The 25,134-nt window shown below is 34.9% G+C and carries 17 protein-coding genes, 2 tRNA genes and 3 rRNA genes; 16 read left to right on the top strand and 6 right to left on the bottom strand.

Going from position 1 to position 25,134, the window contains the following annotated elements:
* Nucleotides 1-4: 4 nt before the first annotated feature.
* The 6 genes from mnmE to rpmH form a co-directional block, all read right to left on the bottom strand.
* Nucleotides 5-1,381, bottom strand: coding sequence for a tRNA uridine-5-carboxymethylaminomethyl(34) synthesis GTPase MnmE (gene mnmE / locus C1I91_RS01240; RefSeq protein WP_128210860.1), 1,377 nt, complete (start codon nt 1,379-1,381; stop codon nt 5-7).
* 546 nt (nt 1,382-1,927) lie between these two features.
* Entirely contained in the window at nt 1,928-2,560 is a 633-nt protein-coding gene (gene jag / locus C1I91_RS01235) for an RNA-binding cell elongation regulator Jag/EloR (protein ID WP_128210859.1), read from the bottom strand.
* Nucleotides 2,561-2,618: 58 nt separating this feature from the next.
* Complete coding sequence (gene yidC, locus C1I91_RS01230; RefSeq protein ID WP_128210858.1) at nt 2,619-3,299, bottom strand: membrane protein insertase YidC; 681 nt, start codon at nt 3,297-3,299, stop codon at nt 2,619-2,621.
* A 22-nt stretch (nt 3,300-3,321) separates the two neighbouring features.
* Nucleotides 3,322-3,531: a membrane protein insertion efficiency factor YidD gene (gene yidD, locus C1I91_RS01225; protein WP_128210857.1), complete on the bottom strand. Its 210-nt coding sequence runs from the start codon at nt 3,529-3,531 to the stop codon at nt 3,322-3,324.
* Entirely contained in the window at nt 3,494-3,883 is a 390-nt protein-coding gene (gene rnpA, locus C1I91_RS01220; protein ID WP_128210856.1) for a ribonuclease P protein component, read from the bottom strand. The genes yidD and rnpA overlap by 38 nt, the downstream gene beginning before the upstream one ends.
* 57 nt (nt 3,884-3,940) lie before the next feature.
* Nucleotides 3,941-4,075, bottom strand: coding sequence for a 50S ribosomal protein L34 (gene rpmH, locus C1I91_RS01215; protein WP_128210855.1), 135 nt, complete (start codon nt 4,073-4,075; stop codon nt 3,941-3,943).
* A gap of 539 nt (nt 4,076-4,614) precedes the next feature.
* Here rpmH and dnaA point away from each other — a divergent pair.
* From dnaA to C1I91_RS01135, 16 genes are all read left to right on the top strand, one after another.
* Nucleotides 4,615-5,976, top strand: a complete 1,362-nt coding sequence (gene dnaA / locus C1I91_RS01210; RefSeq protein WP_128210854.1) for a chromosomal replication initiator protein DnaA — start codon at nt 4,615-4,617, stop codon at nt 5,974-5,976.
* A gap of 270 nt (nt 5,977-6,246) precedes the next feature.
* Nucleotides 6,247-7,347 (top strand): DNA polymerase III subunit beta, encoded by a 1,101-nt coding sequence (gene dnaN / locus C1I91_RS01205; protein ID WP_128210853.1) that lies wholly within the window; start codon nt 6,247-6,249, stop codon nt 7,345-7,347.
* A gap of 80 nt (nt 7,348-7,427) precedes the next feature.
* Nucleotides 7,428-7,634, top strand: a complete 207-nt coding sequence (gene yaaA / locus C1I91_RS01200) for a S4 domain-containing protein YaaA (RefSeq protein ID WP_128210852.1) — start codon at nt 7,428-7,430, stop codon at nt 7,632-7,634.
* A 57-nt stretch (nt 7,635-7,691) separates the two neighbouring features.
* The gene (gene recF, locus C1I91_RS01195; RefSeq protein WP_128210851.1) at nt 7,692-8,777 is read left to right on the top strand and encodes a DNA replication/repair protein RecF; all 1,086 of its coding nucleotides are present in this window, start codon (nt 7,692-7,694) and stop codon (nt 8,775-8,777) included.
* Nucleotides 8,778-8,792: 15 nt separating this feature from the next.
* Nucleotides 8,793-9,053 carry an extracellular matrix regulator RemB gene (remB, locus tag C1I91_RS01190; RefSeq protein WP_128210850.1) on the top strand — a complete coding sequence of 87 codons (261 nt, stop codon included), beginning with the start codon at nt 8,793-8,795 and terminating at the stop codon, nt 9,051-9,053.
* Nucleotides 9,054-9,111: 58 nt separating this feature from the next.
* Nucleotides 9,112-11,022: a DNA topoisomerase (ATP-hydrolyzing) subunit B gene (gene gyrB, locus C1I91_RS01185; protein WP_128210849.1), complete on the top strand. Its 1,911-nt coding sequence runs from the start codon at nt 9,112-9,114 to the stop codon at nt 11,020-11,022.
* A 20-nt stretch (nt 11,023-11,042) separates the two neighbouring features.
* On the top strand, nt 11,043-13,610 hold the full coding sequence (gyrA, locus tag C1I91_RS01180; RefSeq protein ID WP_128210848.1) for a DNA gyrase subunit A: 2,568 nt from the start codon (nt 11,043-11,045) through the stop codon (nt 13,608-13,610).
* Nucleotides 13,611-14,368: 758 nt separating this feature from the next.
* A 16S ribosomal RNA gene (locus tag C1I91_RS01175) occupies nt 14,369-15,891 on the top strand.
* Nucleotides 15,892-16,257: 366 nt separating this feature from the next.
* Nucleotides 16,258-19,161: ribosomal RNA gene (locus C1I91_RS01170) — 23S ribosomal RNA — on the top strand.
* Nucleotides 19,162-19,296: 135 nt separating this feature from the next.
* Nucleotides 19,297-19,414, top strand: a 5S ribosomal RNA gene (rrf, locus tag C1I91_RS01165).
* Together the 16S, 23S and 5S rRNA genes with 2 tRNA genes alongside form the textbook arrangement of a ribosomal RNA operon.
* Nucleotides 19,415-19,420: 6 nt before the next feature.
* Nucleotides 19,421-19,497 (top strand) — tRNA-Ile (locus C1I91_RS01160).
* Between the two features lie 5 nt (nt 19,498-19,502).
* Nucleotides 19,503-19,578 (top strand) — tRNA-Ala (locus C1I91_RS01155).
* 309 nt (nt 19,579-19,887) lie between these two features.
* Nucleotides 19,888-20,397: an HDIG domain-containing metalloprotein gene (locus C1I91_RS01150; RefSeq protein WP_128210847.1), complete on the top strand. Its 510-nt coding sequence runs from the start codon at nt 19,888-19,890 to the stop codon at nt 20,395-20,397.
* 26 nt (nt 20,398-20,423) lie between these two features.
* A complete protein-coding gene (locus C1I91_RS01145; protein WP_128210846.1) occupies nt 20,424-20,942 on the top strand; it encodes a transcription repressor NadR in 519 nt (172 codons plus the stop codon).
* 37 nt (nt 20,943-20,979) lie between these two features.
* Nucleotides 20,980-23,652: a UPF0182 family protein gene (locus C1I91_RS01140; RefSeq protein WP_128210845.1), complete on the top strand. Its 2,673-nt coding sequence runs from the start codon at nt 20,980-20,982 to the stop codon at nt 23,650-23,652.
* 78 nt (nt 23,653-23,730) lie between these two features.
* Entirely contained in the window at nt 23,731-25,122 is a 1,392-nt protein-coding gene (locus C1I91_RS01135; protein ID WP_128210844.1) for an NAD(P)/FAD-dependent oxidoreductase, read from the top strand.
* Nucleotides 25,123-25,134 lie beyond the last annotated feature (12 nt).

Genomic DNA, 25,134 nt, shown 5'->3' with positions numbered 1-25,134 from the left:
TCTCCTATTTTCCAACACAGAATTCTGAAAATAATTTATTTACTAAGTCCTCTTCAAGTTCCGATCCAGTAATTTCTCCAAGTGCTCTTAACCCAGTTGTAACATATATAGAAATTAAATCTAAATACTCATGATTCTCAACCTGCTTTAAGGCAATGTCGCAGTTTTCTTTAGCTCTATAAAGAGCTTGCTTATGTCTCGTATTAGTTATTATTAAACTTTCTTTATCTATGTCACCACTGAAAAATAACTGTTTTATCATATCCTTTAAGTTATCTATTCCGTACCCAGTAACTGTTGAAATATCTATCTTATTATTAAGTTCGTCTATTTCATTGCTTCTTATATTTCTATCTAAATCAACTTTATTACATAAAGTTATATATTTCTTATCTTTAATGAAGCTTAGTATTTCTCTATCTTCTTGATCTAATTCTCTGCTGACATCAATCATAAATATTATTATATCAGCCTCATCAATCTTTTGTTTTGACTTTTCAACGCCAATCTTTTCTACTTCGTCTTCAGTTTCTCTTATTCCGGCCGTATCAATTATTCTAACAGGTATTCCATCTAAATTTATATACTCTTCAATAACGTCCCTAGTGGTACCCGGTATATTGGTAACTATAGCTCTCTTTTCCTTTAATAAAGCATTCAAAAGCGATGATTTTCCAACATTTGGTTTACCAACTATAACCATGCTAAGCCCATCTCTTATTATCTTTCCCTCATCAGCACTAGATAATAACCTATTAATCTCACTTATTACAGACTTAAGGTTTTCTCCAACTCTTAAAGGTATGGTTTCGTCTGGTTCTTCATCATCCTCTGTAAAGTCTACTGCGAATTCTATAAGAGCCAAAACATTCAATAGTTTTTCTCTTAAAGCATTTATTTCCCGGGAAAGAGTTCCTTGACTCTGCATCATAGCAGCTTTCATAGATAAATCTGTTTTCGCTCGTATTATATCTATAACCGCTTCAGCCTGAGTTAGGTCTATTCTACCATTTAAAAACGCTCTTTTGGTAAATTCACCTGGTTCAGCAAGCCTCGCTCCAGCCTTTATAACTTCTTGAAGAACGCTATTTGTAGATGTAACTCCACCATGGCAATTTATCTCCACTGTATCCTCAGCTGTAAAGCTCTTTGGACCTTTCATATAACTTATAATAACTTCATCAACTATTTCTTCTTTTGAATCCACTATTTTACCGTACCTCATAGTATAAGGCTTCATTTCTAATATGCTTGCATTGCTTTTTCCTCTAAAAATCTTAGATACTATATCTAGTGATTTATTGCCAGAAATCCTTATAATAGAAATTCCACCTTCACCTAGTGCAGTTGCAACAGCAGCTATTGTATCAAATTCTCTCATGCTGTCCTCCTTAATATATAATTTTAATTTATAGTATCTCCTCTTATATATATGTACTGATAAAAAATTCGCTGAAGTGACTTTCTTCATTGAATTTTTCTACTCATCTGCCGTTCCGAATATATATGAGTAAAATTGGTCAGGCAAATAATTTTATAGAAGGCTTTGGCTTCATATAAGTTATTTATATAATAACAAGTCTGCTAACTCGCATAAACACTATATATTTATATAAATATAACAATTTATAAATATAACAATTTATCATCTTAAGAACTTTAATTTCAACCCAATAATTTAGCAGAGGCAAAAATTTAGATCTTTCTTATTATTATAATAACCTTATATAATCTTTCTTAACATCGACTAACCTATAAATACATCTTAAAACTAATATCCATTTTACAAAAATAAGCCTTATTAGTCAAAGATTATTGATGAAAAATTCCTAATAGGCCTTTTAGAATTCATTAAATAACTTTACTTATAAATTATATAAAATATATGTCTCTAAATAGTCAAAAGGAAAGCCTAAAAGGCTTTCCTCTACTTTTCTTTTCTTATATCGACCACTATTCTTCTATATGGCTCTTCTCCTTCACTATAGGTATATACAGTGGAGTTACCTTGAAGAGCTGAATGTATAACTCTTCTCTCATATGGATTCATAGGTTCAAGCTTAAATGGTCTTCCAGACTTTCTAACCTTATATGCCGTTTTATCAGCTAATCTCTTTAAGGTTTCTTCTCTTTTACCTCTGTAGTTTTCTGTGTCTAAAACAACTCTTTTATAAGGTATATCATGACCTTTATTAACAACTAGGCTCACAAGATATTGAAGTGAATCAAGTGTTTCGCCTCTATAACCTATTATAACGCCCATTTTAGGACCTAATAGATTAATGTTTAAAACATTATCTTCTTCTACTATTCTTATCTCAGCCTTTATGTCCATGGAATCTAATACACTTCTTAAAAATGTCTTTGCTTCTAGAACATAGTCTCTTTTAACTGTCACAACAATTTTTGCAGGTTTTGACCCAATAAGATTAAATAAACCTCTACTACCTTCTTCAACAACGTTATATTCAACTTTATCTTCCGTAACATTTAATTCTTTTAGAGCATTCTTTAGAGCTTCCTCTACAGTCTTTCCCGTAACTTCTAAAGTTTTTTGCATACCCTAGTCACCCACCTTATTATACTAAAAAGCTTAGTACTTAAAATATATCTATATATTAACTTGCTAATGCTTTTTTCTTAGCTGGTACCACTACTAAAAAATAAGTTTGAACTACCTGTATTAAGTTACCCATTATCCAATAAAGAACTAATGCAGATCTAAAGTTAATAGCCATAACACCCATCATTATTGCCATACCTATATTCATAGATCCCATATTCATACCACCAGCCTGTTGAGTTGTAGCAGCTGTTGATTTTGTTGCTAAATATGAAGATAAATAAGTTGTAATTGCAGATACTATAGGCAAAACATACCATGGATCTTTAGCATATAAATTAGGAATCCATAAGAAAGAAGCCCCTTGTACGTTTATCTTTGAAAATACTCCGTATAACGCGAATAGAATTGGCATTTGTATTAATAAAGGTAAGCATCCGCTGAAAGGACTAACATTATTTTCTTTATATATTCTCATCATTTCCATCTGTGCTTTTTGAGGATCATTTTTATGCTTTTTTTGCATTTCTTGAACTAATGGTTGAACCTCTTGCATCTTAGCCTGAGATCTTATCTGTTTAATATTTAGCGGTAATAATATTAACCTAACAATTACGGTCAATATAAAAATAGCCAATACATAAGAAGTACCAACGTGAGTAATACCTATGCTGACTACCATATTATGAAGTGCCGTAAATACATCAGTTAAGAAATTAATTATTGGTTGTAACAAAACTCTAACCTCCTACACTCTCTTATTTCACAGGGTCATATCCACCCTCATGAAATGGATGGCATCTTAATATTCGTTTTATTGACATGAAACCACCTTTGATGGCCCCATATTTTTGTATAGCTTCAATTGCGTACTGAGAACAAGTAGGATAATATATACAAGAAGGTCTCTTTAAAGGCGATATAAACTTTCTATAGAACTTTATTAGAAGAATTAAAATCCTTTTCATTTTTTATTAATCCTGCCTTATTAAATAAATTGATCATAGCTTTCTGGACTTCCCAATAGGTTTTGTCATTTATAGCTACTCTTGCAATAAATACTAAATCATTTCCTCTTTTTATATTCTCATTATTCAATCTATAACTTTCACTTATCAATCTCTTAGCTCTACTTCTTATTACACTAATTCCAACTTTTTTACTTACAGAAATACCTACCCTATTATAAGGTAGACCTTTCTCGTCTCTATTTCTTCTATTATTATATATATATAATACAAGCAAATCATTAGCAAAGGATTTCCCTCGTCTATACACATTTCTAAATTCCATGTTTTTTCTTAGTTTTTGATCTGCCATAGCTTCGATATTCTCCTTTATTTCTGCAGTTGCAGAAAAAGGCCACAAAAGCGGCCCTTATGCTGTCAATCTCTTTCTACCTTTTTGTCTTCTTCTCTTAAGAACTGTTCTACCTGATGCAGTAGCCATTCTCTTTCTGAAGCCATGCTCTCTTTTTCTTTGTTTCTTTTTAGGTTGGTATGTCATGAACATCTAAAATACACCCCCTTTAGTTAATTATGTTTTATAGTGAAAAACTATTCTGTCACTGAATCTTATGCGTTTTAAGATTTACCTTTTAATTATATATTTCAAGTCCTTTTATGTCAAGAAAATCAATAGTTGTTGATAATTTTATAATCACATATATTTTTTGTGGATAAGTTATTGAACAGGCCTCTTTCTTTATGATATTATTATGTAGTGGCTGTGTATAAATTGTTAATCCACTAATACTTATCCACAACTGTTGATAAGTATGTGCATAACTTGTTACTTTGTGTATATAAGTGGCTTTTACATTATATATTTTTAGCCTTTTTTCTATTATTATACCAATGTTGATAGTGTTATTTAATATCTATCTACATATGTTGATAAGTTTAAATCCATAATTTTATCAACATAGTTATCAACATGTGAATAATTTTATTTACATAGTCAATCATCTTAAGAGGGTGTTTATATTTTTGTGAACAAACTGTTATTATCGAAAAATCAACTAATAAATTTTTTTGACTGGAGGATAGGAAATGGATGCCCAACTAAACCAAATATGGGATAAAACATTAAATATAATGAAGGGTGAGATGTCTGAAGTCAGTTTTAATACTTGGATAAAAAGCTGTGAACCTATATATATAGACTCAGATACTATAAAATTTAGTGTTCCTAATGATTTTACCAAGGATATAATCGAGAAGCGTTATAAGACCCTTTTCGTTCAGGCAATTAAGCTAGTTTCTTCAAAAAAATATAATATAGAATTCCTAATCCAATCCGAGCTTCAGCAAGAAAACGAGATTTCAACTAAACCAAATAAAGAAGAATCTTCTAATATATCAGTGGTTAGTGTTAATGATGAAATGTCTGCTACGTTAAATCCCAAATATACCTTTGACTCCTTCGTAATAGGAAATAGCAATAGGTTTGCACATGCTGCTTCACTTGCAGTAGCTGAAGCTCCTGCAAAAGCATATAATCCTTTATTTATATATGGTGGAGTTGGTCTTGGAAAAACCCACTTAATGCATGCTATTGGTCATTATATATTAAAAAACAATCCTAAGGCTAAGGTAGTTTATGTATCATCAGAAAAATTTACTAACGAATTAATAAATGCAATAAAGGATGATACTAATGAAGAATTTAGAAATAAGTATAGAAATGTAGATGTACTTTTAATAGATGATATTCAATTTATTGCTGGAAAAGAAAGAACTCAAGAAGAATTCTTCCATACATTTAATACCTTACATGAAGCAAACAAACAAATCATTTTATCTTCAGATAGACCGCCTAAAGAAATTCCTACATTAGAAGATAGATTAAGATCAAGATTTGAATGGGGCCTTATTGCTGATACTCAAGCGCCAGACTTTGAAACTAGAATGGCTATATTGAAGAAAAAGGCTGATGTAGAAAAATTAAATGTTGCAAATGAGGTTATGGTGTATATAGCTACAAAAATAAAGTCTAATATAAGAGAGCTTGAAGGCGCTCTTATAAGAATAGTAGCGTATTCTTCACTTACAAATAGAGAAATCACTGTAGATCTTGCTTCGGAGGCATTAAAAGATATCATATCAAATAAACAAGGAAATCATGTAACTATAGAACTTATCCAGGAGACAGTTGCAAACTACTTCAATCTAAGAGTAGAAGATTTAAAGTCTCAAAGAAGAACTAGAAATGTAGCTTATCCTAGACAAATCGCAATGTACCTTTCAAGAAAGCTTACAGATATGTCCCTTCCTAAAATAGGAGAAGAATTTGGTGGAAGAGATCATACTACTGTAATACATGCTTACGAGAAAATATCAGATGGCTTAAATTCTGATGAAGTGCTCCAAAACACAGTAAATGACATAACAAAAAAGGTTACTCAAAAGTAATTAACAGCTGTACATAATAACTTGCTAATATGCTGTGGATAACTCAAATAACATTAGTGCTTGGTTAATAATGTGGATAAGTTCAAGAATCCATTACAACTTATCCACAGTATTTTTTTACTGTTTTTTGGCTTGTTATAAGGGTTACAAGTACTTTTCAACAAATCCCCAGCCCCTACTACTATTATTACTGTATTTAAATATATATTTATCTATATATTTATTAAATTTTTTAATTATAACTTGTTGATAAATAAGGAGGTTTTTATTTTGATTTTTATATGTGATAAAAGTAAACTTCAAGATTCGATTTCAATAGTTCAGAAAGCAATAACTGGTAGATCAACTATGCCAATATTAGAAGGAGTATATATTAATGCAAGCAATAACTCGTTAACATTAATTGGTTCAGATAAAGATGTAAGTATAGAAACAAAGTTAGAGGCAGATGTTTTAGAAAAAGGTGCACTTGTTGTAGATGCTAAGATCTTTGGAGAGATAATTAGAAAACTACCAAATGATGAAGTAAAGATTGAAACTCTAGATAATAACGGCATACAGATAACTTGCCAAAAATCTGAGTTCAATCTTATTTATATGAACCCAGATGATTTTCCTAGCTTACCTAACATAAATGAAAATATGATTTTTTCAGTTCCACAAAATCAGTTAAAAAATATGATAAAAGGAACTTCTTTCGCTATAGCTCAAGATGAAATAAGACCTATACTACAAGGTATCTTGTTTGAAGTAAAAGAAAGTTATCTGAATTTAGTTGCATTAGATGGATATAGATTAGCTTTAAGAAGAGAATTAATAGATACTCAAAACACTATAAATGCAGTAATTCCTGGAAAGACTTTAAATGAAGTTGCTAAAATTCTTGAAGATACTGACGATCAGGTAAATATAACATTTACAACAAATCATATTCTTTTTAACCTAGGTGAAACAAAGGTTATTTCAAGATTGCTAGAAGGAGAATATATTCAATATAATTCAATACTTCCTCAGGAGCACAAAATGTCTGTTACCGTAAAAAAACAGCATCTTCAAAATAGTATTGAAAGAGCTTCTCTAATGGCTAAAGAAGGAAATAGTAACTTAATAAAACTTGATATCCAAGATGACGCTATGGTTATCACATCCAATTCTCAATTGGGAAAGGTGAGAGAAGAAATTGCTGTGAATATGCAAGGAGAGGGAATACAAATTGCATTTAACTCTAAATATTTATTAGATGTGCTAAAAAATATGGAAGAGGATGAAGTTGTTCTTGAGCTTACTAGCGGTGTATCTCCTTGTGTAATAAAAAATAAAATAAATGAAAATAGCAAATACTTAGTAGTACCAGTTAGATTAGTTAAATAATAAAAAAGGAGTAGATTTACTAAAACTCTACTTTTAAACTTACGAATGAAAGCGGAGTTGGTTAAAATCTTAACAATCACATGGAAGAAGTTAAAATAAGTACTGAATTTATAAAATTAGATGCGTTCCTAAAGTGGTGTGGTGCAGTTGGTTCAGGATCAGACGCTAAGATGCTTATTCAAGAAGGCGAAGTAATTGTAAATGGTGAAGTATGCCTTCAAAGAGGAAAAAAACTTAGAGTTAATGATGTCGTAACGTTCGATGGCCAAGAATACAAAATAATTTAGTAATATTTAAATAATATATGCTATTAATAATTGTGGTATAATTAAATAGGTGCTTATATGTATATAAAAAAGATTATGTTACTTGATTACAGAAATTATAGAAATATAACTATTAATCTTGGCAGAAACGTTAATGTTTTTATGGGAGATAATGCCCAAGGAAAAACTAATGTTTTAGAAGCTATGTATTATTGTGGTTTCGGAAAGTCTCATAGGACTAATAGAGATAAGGAGCTTGTAAATTGGGATACTGAAAAAGCGTTTATAAGCTTAAGTGTAGGTAAAGAAAGAATAGATAAGAGAATAGATGTAAATATATTTAAAGATGGCAAGAAAGCTATTAAGGTTAACTCCATTAAGATAAATAAGATTGGGGAACTAGTAGGTATATTTAATGTGGTTATGTTCTCTCCTGAGGACTTGAAGATTGTAAAAGAGAGTCCTGGGATAAGAAGAAAATTTATAGATATGGAACTGTCTCAGTTAAATAAAAAGTATTATTATAGCTTGGTTCAGTATAACAAGATACTTAATGAGCGAAATACAGTTCTGAAGCAAAGAAATGTTGATTTATCTATGCTAGACATATATGACTTACAACTTAGTGAGTTTGCAGAATACATAGTTAAAGAACGTATAAAGTATATAGATAAGATCAACGAGCACGGAAAAGTAGTACATGGTGAAATCACATCTGGTAAGGAAAATATAGAATTTAAATATATCTCAAGTATAAAAGATCTAACTAATATTAAACAATCCTTTTTATTAGGTCTAGAAAAGAATCGAAATAAGGATATCGAAAAAAGGATCACATCTGTTGGTCCTCATAGAGATGACTTCTTAATTTTGATTAATGATATAGACGCTAAAAGCTATGGTTCTCAAGGTCAGCAAAGAACAGCAGTATTGACAATGAAATTTGCATCACTAAGAATAATAAAGGAGTTAACAGGGGAATACCCTGTCCTCCTTTTAGATGATGTGCTTTCTGAATTAGACTTTAATAGAAAAAGATATATTTTAACTTCTATAGGACAGATACAAACAGTTATTACGTGTACGGGAATTGAAGACCTTACAGGCTATTTAGATGAGAAAGCTAAGGTTTTTAAGGTTAAGGATGGAATAATTCTAACTTAGAGGGAGGCGTTTTCAGTGTTTTTACACTTAGGGGAAAATGTTGTAGTTCCAATTAAGGACGTGATTGGTATCTTTGATATACAAACAACGATGTATAGCAGTGATACTAGTCAATTCTTAAGAATGGCAGAAGAAGATGGATTTGTAGAAAGGATAACCAATGACAAACCGAAATCTTTTGTTATTGCAGAAGTTGATAAAAAGAGTAAGATATACCTTTCGCCAATATCTTCATCCACGCTTACAAAAAGAACGGATATAGATTATACGCCATAAATCGTCCGATATCTAATTTTTGTATTGTATTAATATATTAATTTTTAGGAGGAACTAAATGGTGGAACATAAAAAAGATTCTTATGATGAAAGTCAAATTCAGGTGCTAGAAGGTCTTGAAGCTGTTAGAAAGAGACCAGGAATGTACATTGGAAGCACTAGTTCAAGAGGACTTCATCACCTAGTATATGAAATTGTTGATAATAGTATTGATGAAGCACTTGCGGGATACTGTAAGAATATAGAGGTTTATATACATGAGGATAACTCCATAACTGTAATTGATGATGGAAGAGGAATGCCTGTAGGAATACACCCTAAGATGGGAAAGTCTACTGTTGAAGTAATTATGACTGTCCTTCATGCTGGAGGTAAGTTTGGCGGTGGAGGTTATAAGGTATCTGGTGGATTACATGGTGTTGGTGCATCAGTAGTTAATGCGTTGTCCGTATTATGTGAAGTTACAGTTACTAGAGAAGGAAGTGTGTGGCAACAAACTTACTCTAAGGGAAATGTCACTAGTGAGCTTACTAAAATAGGTGAAGATGATGGTCAAGGAACAAAGACTCACTTTAAACCGGATCCAGAAATATTTGAGGAGACTACATTTGATTTTGAGATATTGTCTCAAAGATTAAGAGAACTAGCTTTCTTAAATAAGGGAATTAGTATACAGCTTACTGATGAAAGAGATGGTAAGAGTGATAACTACTTCTATGAAGGTGGTATAAAGTCTTTCGTAAGCTATTTGAACAGAAATAAAGAAGTATTACATCCAGAACCAATTTATGTTGAAGGAACTAAGGATGGTATAGCTGTAGAAGTTTCTTTACAATACAATGATGGATACAATGAAAATATATTCTCCTTTGCTAATAATATTGATACTGTTGAAGGTGGAACTCACCTTGTAGGTTTTAAGGCCGCGTTAACAAGAGTATTCAATGATTATGGTAAGAAGTTTGGATATCTTAAGGAAAACGATAAAAACCTTTCTGGTGACGATATAAGAGAGGGCTTAACAGCTGTAGTTTCTGTAAAGATATCAGAACCTCAATTTGAAGGCCAAACTAAGACTAAGCTTGGTAATAGTGAAGTAAGAAGCATAGTTGATAGCGTAGCTGGAGAAGGAATAAGCGAATTCTTAGAGGAGAATCCTGCAGTAGGAAAGATTATTATAGAAAAGTCTTTGCTGGCTCAAAGAGCAAGGGATGCAGCTAGAAAGGCAAGAGAACTTACAAGAAAGTCAGTGCTTGAGAGATCAGCTTTGCCTGGTAAACTTGCAGATTGTTCATCTAAGGATCCTCTAGAATGTGAAATATACATAGTTGAGGGAGATTCAGCGGGTGGATCAGCTAAACAGGGAAGAAACAGAAGGTTCCAGGCTATTTTACCTTTAAGAGGTAAAATAATGAATGTAGAAAAGCAAAGACTAGATAAGATATTAGGATCTGATACTATACGTTCTATGGTTACTGCTTTTGGTGGCGGAATAGGAAAAGACTTTGATGTTGAAAAGCTAAGATACAATAGAATTATAATAATGACTGATGCCGATGTTGATGGAGCTCACATTAGAACATTATTATTGACATTCTTCTACAGATACATGAAAGAGCTTGTAGATCAAGGGCATGTATATATTGCTCAGCCACCACTTTATAAGATTTCAAAAGCTAAAAAAGACTACTATGTTTACTCTGATAAAGAGCTAGAAGAAAAGATGACAGAGCTTGGTGGTAAAGACAATACTGTAGGTATACAAAGATACAAGGGTCTTGGTGAAATGAATGCTAGTCAGTTATGGGATACAACTATGGATCCTGAAAAGAGAATATTGTTAAAAGTTTCTATAGAAGATGCTATGGCTGCCGATGAGATATTTACAATACTTATGGGAGATAAAGTTGAGCCAAGAAGAGATTTTATCCAAAAGAATGCTAAATTGGTAAGTAATCTAGATGTTTAGCACTAAAAGAGGTGAAGTACATGGATTTTAATGAGGGAAAAGTTCTACCAGTTGACATAAAAAATGAAATGAAGAAGTGTTATATAGACTATGCCATGAGCGTTATAGTAGGTAGAGCACTTCCAGATGTAAGAGATGGTTTAAAGCCAGTTCATAGAAGAATACTTTATTCTATGCATGAACTTGGTTTAGCACCAGATAAGGGATACAGAAAGTGTGCAAGAATAGTCGGAGAAGTTTTAGGTAAGTACCATCCACATGGTGATTCATCAGTATATGATGCACTTGTAAGAATGGCGCAGGACTTCTCTATGAGATATATGCTTGTAGATGGTCATGGAAACTTTGGATCTGTTGACGGAGATTCAGCAGCTGCTATGAGATATACTGAAGCAAAGATGAACAAAATAGCGGTTGAAATGTTGAGAGACATAAATAAAAATACTGTTGATTTCATGGATAACTTCGATGGAGAAGAACAAGAACCTATAGTTATACCATCTAGATTTCCAAACTTATTAGTAAATGGATCATCAGGTATAGCGGTTGGTATGGCTACTAACATACCACCACATAACTTAGGGGAAGTAATTGATGGTACTATAATGCTTATAGATGATCCTGAAACTTCCGTGTTGCAGCTTATGGCTCATATTAAGGGTCCAGATTTTCCTACTGCAGCAACTATAATGGGAACCTCAGGAATAAGAGAGGCCTATGAAACTGGTAAGGGAAGAGTTGTTGTAAGAGCTAAAGCTGATATCGAAGAAGAAAAAGGTAGACATAAAATCATTGTTACAGAACTACCATATCAGGTTAATAAAGCTAAGCTTATCGAGAATATAGCTGACTTAGTAAAAGATAAGAAGATAAATGGAATATCCGACTTAAGAGATGAATCTGACAGAGATGGTATGAGAATAGTAATAGAGCTTAAGAGAGATGCAAACCCAAATGTTGTTCTTAATCTGTTATATAAACATACTAAGATGCAAGATACTTTTGGTGTAATAATGCTAGCTCTAGTAGATAACCAACCACAAGTACTTAATTTGAAGCAAGTATTAAGTCATTACATACAGTTCCAAAAGGAAGTAGTTACAAGAAGAACTGTATTTGAACTTAACAAAGCTCAAGAAAGAGCTCATATTCTAGAAGGCTTAAGGATTGCTTTAGACAACATAGATGAAGTTATAAACATTATAAGAAACTCAAAAACTACTGAAATTGCTAGAACTACTTTAAAAGAGAAGTTCGGATTAAGTGATGCTCAAACTCAAGCAATTATGGATATGAGACTTAGAAGACTTACTGGGTTAGAAAGAGATAAGATTGAGGAAGAGTTTAATGAGATCATGAAGCTTATCAATTACTTAAATGAGATATTAGGTAGTGAAGAAAAGCTACTTTCAGTAATAAAAGAAGAGCTTATAGATATCAAAGCTAGATACTCTGATGAAAGAAGAACTGAAATTACTAAGAATGCAAATGAGATAGACTATGAAGATCTAATTCAAGAGCAAGAAGTAGTTATAACATTAACTCATGGTGGTTATATAAAGAGAATAGCAGCTGATACCTACTCTGCACAAAGAAGAGGTGGAAAGGGAATACAGGCTATGACTACGAAGGAAGATGACTTTGTAGAGCATGTATTTATAACATCAACGCATACTAACTTAATGTTCTTTACTAATAGGGGGAAGGTGTTTAAGCTTAAGGCTTATGAGATACCAGATGCAGGAAGAGCTGCTAAGGGAACTAATCTTATAAACATTCTACCTTTAGAACAAGATGAAAGAATTTATACTGTTTTAACAATAAAAGATATGAATCAAGATGGATTCTTATTTATGGCTACTAAGAAGGGATTAGTTAAGAAGACACCACTTAGTGAGTTCCAAAATATAAGAAAGAATGGATTAATAGCAATTAATCTAAGAGAAGAAGATGAACTTCTAAAGGCAAAAGTAACTTATGGTGATGCAAACATAATGATAGTTACTCAAAATGGATACGCTATAAGATTTAACGAGAAAGATGTAAGACCTATGGGAAGAACAGCTTCTGGTGTTAAGGCTATGAATTTAAGAGAAGATGATATAGCTGTTTGTATGGATATAGCTGTAGATGGTGAAGATGTTCTAGTTATAAGTGAAAATGGATTTGGTAAGAGAACGCCTGTATCTGAATATAAAGTTCAAAATAGAGGTGGAATGGGATTAATAACTTATAAATTAGCTGAAAAGACTGGTAAGGTTGTTGGTGCTACTATATGTAAGATTGATGATGAATTAATGCTTATAAACAGTAGTGGTGTTGCTATAAGAATTAATGTTTCAGACATTTCAGTTACTAGTAGATCAGCTATGGGAGTTACTCTAATGAGAACCATTGAAGAAGAAAAGGTAGTTGCAATAGCAAAAATACCATATACTGAAAAGTCTTCTGAAGATGATGACAATGGTAGCGATGTAGCTGCAGAGTTAGAGGAAAACCCTGTTTCTGTAAATCATGATAATAGTTTAGATGAATTATTAGAGAGAGCAGAGAACGAAGATCCTATGGAAGAAGATCCAATAGAATAATATTCATAAATAAGAAAGAGACTATTTCTAGTTTTATATACTAGAGTAGTCTCTTTCTTATTTTAACGAACGATTTAAGTATTTCTAGCATTTAATTAAGTACTTATCCAACCTATTGAGAATTCTTAAAGATATGTTTTGCATTGAAGCAGTACATATATAGGTATACTAGTTCCAAGTAAGAGGTATTCATTAAATAAAATAATATTAATATTTAAGATAACATTTAGTGTAATTTAAGTTATGGAAGTTAACAAGATATAAATCTTATCACTTTGTAATAGTATTTATATCTTTAATATCTATTTTCTAAAACAGGGGTAGCTTTAAAAACATATTTTGAATAGAATTATAACATCTATATAACAGGTTACGACTCCATAAGTTGGTAAAACTAGTTGAAAACACTACCAGGTGTATCTATATGTAATAAAGTTAATAATTAAGAGAATTTAATAGAAAAGTTAAAATAATTTCTTATAATTAACAAAGTGTATACAAATACATTGTTTTTAAAATGATAAGATAAACATCGTCACAGCGATACTAAATCGAAAGCAAACAAAAAAACATTTTAAAAAAAGATGTTGACAATAAAGTTTGTAAGTGATAAGATAAGGAAGTCGCCAATAAGCGACAACAATAAACTTGGTCTTTGAAAATTAAACAGAGTAAAATAAACAAAGTCTAAAACTAGACTTAAACCAGCAATTCTTTTGAAAAAAGACTTACTAAGTAAGTAAGCTATGATTAAACTTTAAATTGAGAGTTTGATCCTGGCTCAGGACGAACGCTGGCGGCGTGCCTAACACATGCAAGTCGAGCGGAGAAAGTTCTTCGGAACTTTCTTAGCGGCGGACGGGTGAGTAACACGTGGGTAACCTGCCTTATAGAGGGGGATAGCCTTCCGAAAGGAAGATTAATACCGCATAACATTTTCGTTTCGCATGAAATGAAAATCAAAGGAGCAATCCGCTATAAGATGGACCCGCGGTGCATTAGCTAGTTGGTGAGGTAATGGCTCACCAAGGCGACGATGCGTAGCCGACCTGAGAGGGTGATCGGCCACATTGGAACTGAGATACGGTCCAGACTCCTACGGGAGGCAGCAGTGGGGAATATTGCACAATGGGGAAACCCTGATGCGAGCAACGCCGCGTGAGTGATGAAGGCCTTCGGGTTGTAAAGCTCTGTCTTTGGGGACGATAATGACGGTACCCAAGGAGGAAGCCACGGCTAACTACGTGCCAGCGTACCGCGGTAATACGTAGGTGGCAAGCGTTGTCCGGATTTACTGGGCGTAAAGGGAGCGTAGGTGGATGTTTAAGTGGGATGTGAAATACCTGGGCTTAACTTGGGTGCTCGCATTCCAAACTGGATATCTAGAGTGCAGGAGAGGAAAGTGGAATTCCTAGTGTAGCGGTGAAATGCGTAGAGATTAGGAAGAACACCAGTGGCGAAGGCGACTTTCTGGACTGTAACTGACACTGAGGCTCGAAAGCGTGGGGAGCAAACAGGATTAGATACCCTGGTAGTCCACGCCGTAAACGATGGATACTAGGTGTGGGGTTTCAACACCTCCGTGCCGCCGTTAACACAATAAGTATCCCGCCTGGGGAGTACGGTCGCAAGATTAAAACTCAAAGGAATTGACGGGGGCCCGCACAAGCAGCGGAGCATGTGGTTTAATTCGAAGCAACGCGAAGAACCTTACCTAGACTTGACATCTCCTGAATTACCCTTAACCGGGGAAGTCGGTACCTTTGGTATCGACAGGAAGACAGAGTGGTGCATGGTTGTCGTCAGCTCGTGTCGTGAGATGTTGGGTTAAGTCCCGCAACGAGCGCAACCCTTATTGTTAGTTGCTACCATTTAGTTGAGCACTCTAGCGAGACTGCCCGGGTTAACCGGGAGGAAGGTGGGGATGACGTCAAATCATCATGCCCCTTATGTCTAGGGCTACACACGTGCTACAATGGCAAGTACAAAGAGACGCAAGACCGTGAGGTGGAGCAAATCTCAAAAAACTTGTCCCAGTTCGGATTGTAGGCTGAAACTCGCCTACATGAAGCCGGAGTTGCTAGTAATCGCGAATCAGCATGTCGCGGTGAATACGTTCCCGGGCCTTGTACACACCGCCCGTCACACCATGAGAGTTGGCAATACCCGAAGTCTGTGAGCTAACCCGTAAGGGAGGCAGCAGCCGAAGGTAGGGTCAGCGATTGGGGTGAAGTCGTAACAAGGTAGCCGTAGGAGAACCTGCGGCTGGATCACCTCCTTTCTATGGAGAAATTATTAAGTACTGATGTATTTCAGTCTTAATATACACGAATTCTGGTTATTATTTACTCTGTTTAATTTTGAGATACCAAGTATCTCAGATTGTTCTTTGAAAATTGCACATAAGTTAAAGTAAAGATATTTACTAATTCTTTGTAATGAATGATCTGAAATTAAGATGCACGCTAGTATCTGAAATCAGTAACTGATTTGTTAAAACGCAAAATTTGCGAAGCAAATTGGAGTGGCATTAGAACCAAGTAATACGAGGAAGCGACAGAGTGAGTAGCGGAGCTTGCTTATGCAAGTGAGCAACGGAACGACAGAGCTGACGAAGTAGTACGTAGGTTATAATGACGCGACATTAGGTCAAGCTACAAAGGGCGCATGGTGAATGCCTTGGCATCAAGAGCCGAAGAAGGACGTGACAAGCTGCGATAAGCTTTGGGTAGGCGCAAATAGCCTGTGATCCAAAGATCTCCGAATGAGGAAACTCACGTAGGTAACCCTACGTATCTTATAGTGAATACATAGCTATAGGAGGGTAAACCTAGGGAACTGAAACATCTAAGTACCTAGAGGAAGAGAAAGAAAAATCGATTCCGTCAGTAGCGGCGAGCGAAATCGGAAGAGCCCAAACCAAGGATTTATCTTTGGGGTTGCGGACAGAACATAAATGTGGTGGCTATTGTAATTGAAGATATCTGGAAAGATACACCGTAGAAGGTAATAGTCCTGTAAGTGAAACAAGAAGACCATAGTTCTGCTCCAGAGTACCACGAGACACGTGAAACCTTGTGGGAAGCAGGGAGGACCACCTCCCAAGGCTAAATACTACTTGATGACCGATAGTGAAGAAGTACCGTGAGGGAAAGGTGAAAAGAACCCCGGGAGGGGAGTGAAATAGAACCTGAAACCGTGTGCCTACAACCGATCAGAGCACCATATGTGTGTGATGATGTGCTTTTTGTAGAACGAGCCAACGAGTTACGGTATGTAGCGAGGTTAAGTACTTAAGGTACGGAGCCGAAGGGAAACCGAGTCTGAATAGGGCGAATAGTTGCATGCCGTAGACCCGAAACCGGGTGACCTATCCATGGCCAGGTTGAAGCGAAGGTAAAACTTCGTGGAGGACCGAACCACGTTGGTGTTGAAAACCATGGGATGAGCTGTGGATAGCGGAGAAATTCCAATCGAACTCGGAGATAGCTGGTTCTCCCCGAAATAGCTTTAGGGCTAGCGTCGGATATGACTAATGGAGGTAGAGCACTGAATGGGCTAGGGGGCATATCGCTTACTGAACCTTATCAAACTCCGAATGCCATATAGTATTAGTCCGGCAGTCAGACTGCGAATGATAAGATCCGTAGTCAAAAGGGAAACAGCCCAGATCGTCAGCTAAGGTCCCAAAGTATAAGTTAAGTGGAAAGGATGTGGGATTTCTAAGACAACTAGGATGTTGGCTTAGAAGCAGCCACTCATTAAAAGAGTGCGTAATAGCTCACTAGTCGAGAGATCCTGCGCCGAAGATGTTCGGGGCTCAAACTTATCACCGAAGCTACGGCTAGTAGATTTAATCTACTGGGGTAGGGGAGCGTCGTAATCGGGCTGAAGTCGTACCGTAAGGAGCGGTGGACTGATTACGAGTGAGTATGTTGGCATTAGTAGCGAGAACTAGGTGAGAATCCTAGTGGCCGAAAACCTAAGGTTTCCTCAGGAAGGCTCGTCCGCTGAGGGTTAGTCGGGACCTAAGCCGAGGCCGAAAGGCGTAGGTGATGGACAATCGGTTGATATTCCGATACCACTGCAAATCGTTATTACCGATGGAGTGACGCAGGAAGATAGAGTGTGCTAGCTATTGGATGCTAGTCTAAGCACTTAGACATGCAAGTAGGCAAATCCGCTTGCTAAGTTAAGGTGTGATGGGGAAGGCCCTTGTGGCTGAAGTACTTGATTCTACGCTGCCAAGAAAAGCTTCTAGGGAGAAATGTAGTGCCCGTACCGCAAACCGACACAGGTAGGTGAGGAGAGAATCCTAAGGCCGGCGGAAGAATTACAGTTAAGGAACTCGGCAAATTGACCCCGTAACTTCGGGAGAAGGGGTGCCTACGAGAGTAGGTCGCAGAGAATAGGCCCAAGCAACTGTTTAGCAAAAACACAGGTCTCTGCTAAAGCGAAAGCTGATGTATAGGGGCTGACGCCTGCCCGGTGCTGGAAGGTTAAGGGGAATCGTTAGCGGTAACGCGAAGCGGTGAACTTAAGCCCCAGTAAACGGCGGCCGTAACTATAACGGTCCTAAGGTAGCGAAATTCCTTGTCAGGTAAGTTCTGACCCGCACGAATGGCGTAATGACTTGGGCACTGTCTCAACTGTAAATCCGGCGAAGTTGTAGTGCAAGTGAAGATGCTTGCTACCCGCGATTGGACGGAAAGACCCCGTAGAGCTTTACTGTAGCTTAGCATTGAGTTTCGGTATTGTCTGTACAGGATAGGTGGGAGACTGGGAAACATCCTCGTTAGGGGATGTGGAGTCGACCTTGGGATACCACCCTGACAGTACTGGGATTCTAACCGGGCACCATGAAGCTGGTGACGGGACATTGTTAGGTGGGCAGTTTGACTGGGGCGGTCGCCTCCAAAAAAGTAACGGAGGCGCCCAAAGGTTCCCCTCAGAACGGTCGGAAATCGTTCGTAGAGTGCAAAGGCAGAAGGGAGCCTGACTGCGACACTTACAAGTGGAGCAGGGACGAAAGTCGGGCTTAGTGATCCGGTGGTACCTCGTGGGAGGGCCATCGCTCAACGGATAAAAGCTACCTCGGGGATAACAGGCTGATCTCCCCAAGAGTCCACATCGACGGGGAGGTTTGGCACCTCGATGTCGGCTCGTCGCATCCTGGGGCTGAAGTAGGTCCCAAGGGTTGGGCTGTTCGCCCATTAAAGCGGCACGCGAGCTGGGTTCAGAACGTCGTGAGACAGTTCGGTCCCTATCCGTCGCGGGCGTAGGAAATTTGAGAGGAGCTGTCCTTAGTACGAGAGGACCGGGATGGACTGACCTCTGGTGCACCAGTTGTTCCGCCAGGAGCATAGCTGGGTAGCTACGTCGGGAAGGGATAAACGCTGAAGGCATCTAAGCGTGAAGCCCACCTCAAGATTAGATTTCCCATAGCGTAAGCTAGTAAGATCCCTCGAAGAACACGAGGTTGATAGGTCGGAGGTGTAAGCATGGTAACATGTTCAGCTGACCGATACTAATAGATCGAGGGCTTGACCAAAACAAATATTACAAAGTAAACTTAAGTGCAATTTTGAAAGAATAATCTTTCGTATATCTAGAAAAAACATGTTGACAAAACAATTTACGCTAGATATAATATTCTCTGTAGTCCGATTAAGGATTATACTGAATATCTGGTAATGATGCGTCTTAGGGTTACACCCGTACCCATACCGAACACGAAGGTTAAGACTTAGACGGCTGATGGTACTGCATGGGCGACTGTGTGGGAGAGTAAGTGGTTGCCAGGTTAGTAAGGATCTTTAGCTCAGTTGGTTAGAGCAACCGGCTCATAACCGGTAGGTCCGGGGTTCGAGTCCCTGAAGGTCCACCATATTTGGGGGTATAGCTCAGTTGGGAGAGCACCTGCCTTGCACGCAGGGGGTCAAGAGTTCGAATCTCTTTATCTCCACCAAAGAAAACCATGAACATTTAGTTCATGGTTTTTTTGTTATTTAACTATTATTATAGTATTTGCTTTGTAAAGTGGAGAATATTTATATTCAATATATTAATATAGATTCGTTGTTTGCATTAATATAATTTAAAAAAACATAAAAATAATTATTCGAAACTTTATTTGAAGTATTTAATTCGTTGCTTAAGTTTATATTAAGAAAAATCAGTTAATATATACATATGATTATTGGCATATTATAATTATTACTAATGGATACTCAATAAAAGCTATAAAATAAATAAATTCGAGATGGAGATATAATTTATGAGATTTTATAGAATAAAGCAATTTTGGTGGGCAATAAGCTCTTATTTCAAAGATATAGATAATGAATATATCGATAGATATTTAGACGACCATGAAAAGTTACTATTTGATAAGCTAAAGATTGGTGATAAGCATCATTGCGTAAGAGTTTCTAAGGATTCCTTAGAGATATATGAGAAGCTCCTAGCTAAGGTAGAGCATATAGATAAAGATCAGTTGGCAAAAGCTGCATTACTTCATGATATAGGCAAGGCTGAGAGGCCATTAAACTTTATCGAAAAATCTGTAGTTGTAATATTACATAAGATAACTAAGGGAAAGATTAGAAGGTATGAGAATATTAAAATTTTAGATATATACTATAATCATCCTAAAAAAGGCGTTGATATGCTATTGCATTACGGATATAGTGAGGAGTTTCTTCAGGTTATAAGACTGCATCATAGTAAAAAGGTTATAGATAATCCTATGCTTAACATAGTAATAGAAAGTGATAATAAAAATTAATCATTTTAGTTAGGAGGGTAGTAAAGTTGTCTACATCTAAAGAAAGAAAGCAATTTATAATTAAAAAATTGATAGATTCAATAGAACCACAGAAGGGATCTACTTTAGCAAAAGATTTAGGCGTAACAAGACAAGTAATAGTTAAAGATATAGCTTTATTGAGAGCGGAAGGCAATAATATAATTGCTACACCAGATGGGTATATAATAGAAAAGAATTTAGTTAATAAAGTGAATAGAATAATAGCTGTAAATCACCATACAGATGAAATGGAGGATGAATTAGCTACAGTATTAAGGTACGGAGGAGTTATCGAAGATGTAGTTGTGGAGCATCCTTTATATGGTGAAATAAGAGCAATGCTTAAACTTAAAAATTTTAATGATCTTACAAACTTTATTAATAAGTTTAACAGTTTAGGAGCTACTCCTTTATCTTCATTAACAGGAGGCGTTCATATTCATACCATTTCTACAGATTCACAAGAAAATATGGAGTTAATATTAACGGAGCTTAAAGATAAGGGATATTTAATTACAGAGTAAGTTAATAATCAAAAATAATAGGGGGATATGATTATTTATGAAAAAGGTTTATTGGCTTTTAGCCGCAATAGTTATAGCTATTATGATAGCATTTTCTTTTTCAAGCTTATTTATTAATATACAATGGTTCCAAGAGGTAGGATATTTACCTGTATATTTTACTAAGCTTATAGCAGTACTAAAGTTAATGGTTCCAGTGTTTTTAGTATGTTTTTTTGCAATTCACTTCTATGTAAAATCACTAACTAAAAATTTATCAGGAAATTTAGATAATAAGATAAAAAAATATATAAAGAGAGCTGCAGTAATAGGAAACCTAGTTTTCTCTCTTTTAATATCATATTATACTGCTTCAACCTATTGGTATACCATATTACAATTTACTAACTCAGTTAACTTTAATGATAAAGATCCTATCTTTGGGCATGATATATCCTTTTATGTATTTAAATTACCATTGATACAATCTTTATATAATGTATTATTATTTCTATTGATAATTATGGTTATCATAACCTTTGCATCTTATTTTACAGTAAGAGCTAGAAATAGATTTGGTAACAATGGTACATTTAATCTTAATACTAAAGATATCTTTAAGAATATTGCAGGAAAGCAACTAGCCATAGTTTCTGCATTACTTATGATTATGATATCCGGTGGTTATGTGTTAAAATGTTATAACTTGTTGTATAGTGCAAGAGGTACTGTGTATGGTGCTGGCTATACCGATATAAAGGTTACTCTTTTGTTTTATAGAGGAATTGCTATTGTTAGCTTAATTTCAGCAGTAGTGGTGTTTGTAAGTGTTCTAAGATCAAAATTAAAACCTATAATAGCTATGGCGGGCCTTATATTTGTATTAATAATTGTAGAGCCTATCGTAGCATCCTTGTTCCAACAATTTATTGTAAAATCAAATGAAATGGATTTTGAAAAACAATATATAAGTAATAATATAAATGCAACGAGAAAAGCATTCAATATAGATAAAATAAACGAAAAAGATTTTGAACCAAAGGCAAACTTAAATAATTCAGTATTACAAAATAATAAGGATATTATAGAAAACCTTAAGGTTAATTCTATAAGTCCAGTTTTAAATTTTTATAATCAAGTACAGGTTATGAAAAATTATTATAACTTCAATGATGGTGATACAGATAGATACAACATAAATGGAAAGTATACTCAGGTTTTTGTAGCACCTAGGGAATTAGATTATTCCAATATTAATACATGGCAAAATATGCATCTAAGATATACACATGGATATGGTATGGCAATGAGTAAGGTAAACTCAGTTACATCGGAAGGACAGCCGGATTTTGTTATGAAGGATATTCCTACTAATAACCTAACTGATATTAAGCTAGACAATCCAAGAATATATTTTGGAGAAGGTTCAAATGAATATGTTGTAGTAAACACAGATATAGATGAATTTGACTATCCAAAGGCTGGGGAAACTCAAACAACTAGATATAGTGGTAAAGCAGGAATAAAAATGAACTTTTTAAATAAGTTGTTGTTTTCTGTAAATCAGGGTAATATCAGAATTTTAATGTCTGGCGATATAAAAAGTGATAGTAAGATAATACTTAATAGAAACATAATGGATAGAGTTAAGAAAATAGCTCCTTTCCTAACTTATGATAATGATGCTTATAGTGTAGTTAAGGATGGCAGGATATATTGGATAGTTGATGCTTATACTACATCAAATAAGTATCCATACTCACAGCCCTATAATGGATTTAACTATGTGAGAAACTCTGTTAAGGTTGTAATTGACGCCTACAATGGAGATACGAACTTTTATATTGTAGATAAAGATGATCCTATAGCTGCCAGTTATTCAAAGATATTTAAAGGACTATTTAAGGAGGGTGAATCAGTACCACAGGAAATAAGACAGCATTTTAGATACCCTAATGATATATTCAATGTTCAATGCAGTGTACTTGGAAAGTACCATGTTACTGATCCTACTGTATTTTTTACACAGGATGACTTATGGGAAGTTTCATCAAATATCTTAAGTGTTGAAGGAAAAGAAGATGTAAATGAAGCATTATATCTTATGACTAGACTACCTGGTGAGAAAAACTTAGAGATGGTTATGTTTGAGTACTTCAATATGAAGGGAAAACAGAATATGGTATCATTGCTGGGGGCTAGAATGGATGGGGCAAACTATGGAAAGCTTGTTATGTATAAGTTTCCTCCACAAAAGACAATCTTAAGTCCGTCCTTGCTCAAAAATAAGATTTTAGCAGATCCAGACATATCAAAGGAAATCAGTCTATGGGAAGGAAAAGGTTCTAAGGTAGAGTATGGAGATACTGTTATTATTCCTATAAATGATTCTCTTTTCTATCTAGAAACTCTTTATCTAAAAGCAGATGTGCAAAAATCACTGCCTGAGGTTAGAAAGATAATAATTTCTGATGGAGAAAAAATTGTTGGAGATGAAACAGTAGAAAAGGCCTTAGAGAAGCTATTCAACTATACGAACAATGCTCAGCAATCCAATAGTAAGGATAATAATCAAACTAATACTGTAAATAATCCTATTAATAAGGGTGACGTTGAAAAGGCAAATGACCTTTATAATAAGGCTTTAGAAGCTCAAAAAGCAGGAGACTGGGCTACTTACGGAGAATATATAAAACAATTAGGTGATATTCTTAAGAATTTACAAAAGTAATATATAGATGAAGATGATATAGAGGGGAGGAATTACGTAAAACTTATAGTGCTTTATAAGTTTTACGTAATACATAATATGGATTATGATGTTTTGATATTAGGCGGCGGGATTATAGGTTGCGCTGTTGCCTATGAATTATCAAAATATAACTTGAATATAGCTGTTATAGAGAAAGATTATGATGTTGCAGATGATATATCCTTTGCCAATACAGCTATTGTATATGATGGCTCTGAGACAAAGGATGATCTTATGAGTAGTCTTGAACATATGGGAAATTCAATACTTTCAGAAATAACTAAGAAGTTTAATGTACCCTTTAAGAGAATTGGTTCATTAAGAATTGCGGACAACGATGAATGTGAAGATATAATTGAGGATATGTATAGGACTGCTAAGAGCAGAGGTATAGATAATATATATTTAATAGACGATGAAGGGTTATATGATATAGAGCCCAATCTTAAAGTAAAGGTTAAAAAGGCTCTATACTCAGAAAATACTGCAGTAATCTGCCCTTATGACCTGGCTATTGCATATGCAGAAGTAGCTTTTGATAATGGAGTTAACTTTAGATTAGAAGAAGTAGTTCAAGATATACAAAAGATGGCTAGAGGTTTTAAGGTAACTACAAATAAGAACAAATTTACTTGTAAGGTAGTTATAAATACAATTCCAGGAGATAATTACACAATTGATATTAATAGAACAGTAATAAATGAAAGTGAAGGAAAAATACATTACCTTGTACTAGATGAAGACTTTGATAACTTGTCCAACTTAGTTATAAAGGTTAACTCTGAGGATAACTTTACTTTTCAAACTCCCACATTAGCAGGCAGCACGCTGGTAGCAGTAAATGCTGAAAGATTGCTTGACTTTAATGACATATTAAAAGAAGCATCAAAGATATTGCCTGAGGTTACTAAGGATAATGTAAATAGCATTTTCTATGAGGATTATAGAAAAGATGTAATGTTTATCGATGATGATCAATTAATGAAGGGATATATAAAGGTTACTGGAGAGCATTATGCCCATATAACCATAGCCCCATCTATAGCTAAGATGATATGTGAAACTATAGTGGATAATTTAAACTCTACACTAAAAAAGAACTTCGTAGATAAAAGAAGAGAGTTTTACAGGTTTAGGGATATGACTAGGGATGAAAGAAATGAAATAATAGCACTAGATAAGAGATATGGTAAGATAGTATGTCTATGTAATCAGGTTTCGGAGGGAGAAATTATTGATTCAATAAGAAGGCCCTTAGGAGCAAGAACTGTAGAAGGTGTTAAGAGAAGGACAGGAGCTACCTTTGGCAATTGTCAGGGAGCATATTGTATAGGAAAGATAATAGATATAATAGCAAGAGAAACTGATAAGACATTGACGGAGATAGTTGAAGACTCTAAAAACTCAAAGGTACTTGTATCAAGGATAAAGGAATTTGAAGATATTTAGAGGGGGGAGTAC

The sequence above is a fragment of the Clostridium manihotivorum genome, from assembly GCF_004015185.1.
GTDB classification, from domain to species: domain Bacteria; phylum Bacillota; class Clostridia; order Clostridiales; family Clostridiaceae; genus Clostridium_AR; species Clostridium_AR manihotivorum.
Note: the sequence above shows the minus strand (reverse complement) of the source record. Positions and strands in the feature narration are given on the sequence as shown.

Bases quoted from the DNA above. Each gene is read 5' to 3' on its own strand.
- dnaA (WP_128210854.1), top strand. From the start codon at position 4,615: ATGGATGCCCAACTAAACCAAATATGGGATAAAACATTAAATATAATG.
- gyrB (WP_128210849.1), top strand. From the start codon at position 9,112: ATGGTGGAACATAAAAAAGATTCTTATGATGAAAGTCAAATTCAGGTG.
- gyrA (WP_128210848.1), top strand. From the start codon at position 11,043: ATGGATTTTAATGAGGGAAAAGTTCTACCAGTTGACATAAAAAATGAA.
- rnpA (WP_128210856.1), bottom strand. From the start codon at position 3,883: ATGGCAGATCAAAAACTAAGAAAAAACATGGAATTTAGAAATGTGTAT.
- yaaA (WP_128210852.1), top strand. From the start codon at position 7,428: ATGGAAGAAGTTAAAATAAGTACTGAATTTATAAAATTAGATGCGTTC.
- C1I91_RS01135 (WP_128210844.1), top strand. From the start codon at position 23,731: ATGGATTATGATGTTTTGATATTAGGCGGCGGGATTATAGGTTGCGCT.
- jag (WP_128210859.1), bottom strand. From the start codon at position 2,560: ATGCAAAAAACTTTAGAAGTTACGGGAAAGACTGTAGAGGAAGCTCTA.
- rpmH (WP_128210855.1), bottom strand. From the start codon at position 4,075: ATGTTCATGACATACCAACCTAAAAAGAAACAAAGAAAAAGAGAGCAT.
- recF (WP_128210851.1), top strand. From the start codon at position 7,692: ATGTATATAAAAAAGATTATGTTACTTGATTACAGAAATTATAGAAAT.
- C1I91_RS01150 (WP_128210847.1), top strand. From the start codon at position 19,888: ATGAGATTTTATAGAATAAAGCAATTTTGGTGGGCAATAAGCTCTTAT.
- C1I91_RS01140 (WP_128210845.1), top strand. From the start codon at position 20,980: ATGAAAAAGGTTTATTGGCTTTTAGCCGCAATAGTTATAGCTATTATG.
- mnmE (WP_128210860.1), bottom strand. From the start codon at position 1,381: ATGAGAGAATTTGATACAATAGCTGCTGTTGCAACTGCACTAGGTGAA.
- yidD (WP_128210857.1), bottom strand. From the start codon at position 3,531: ATGAAAAGGATTTTAATTCTTCTAATAAAGTTCTATAGAAAGTTTATA.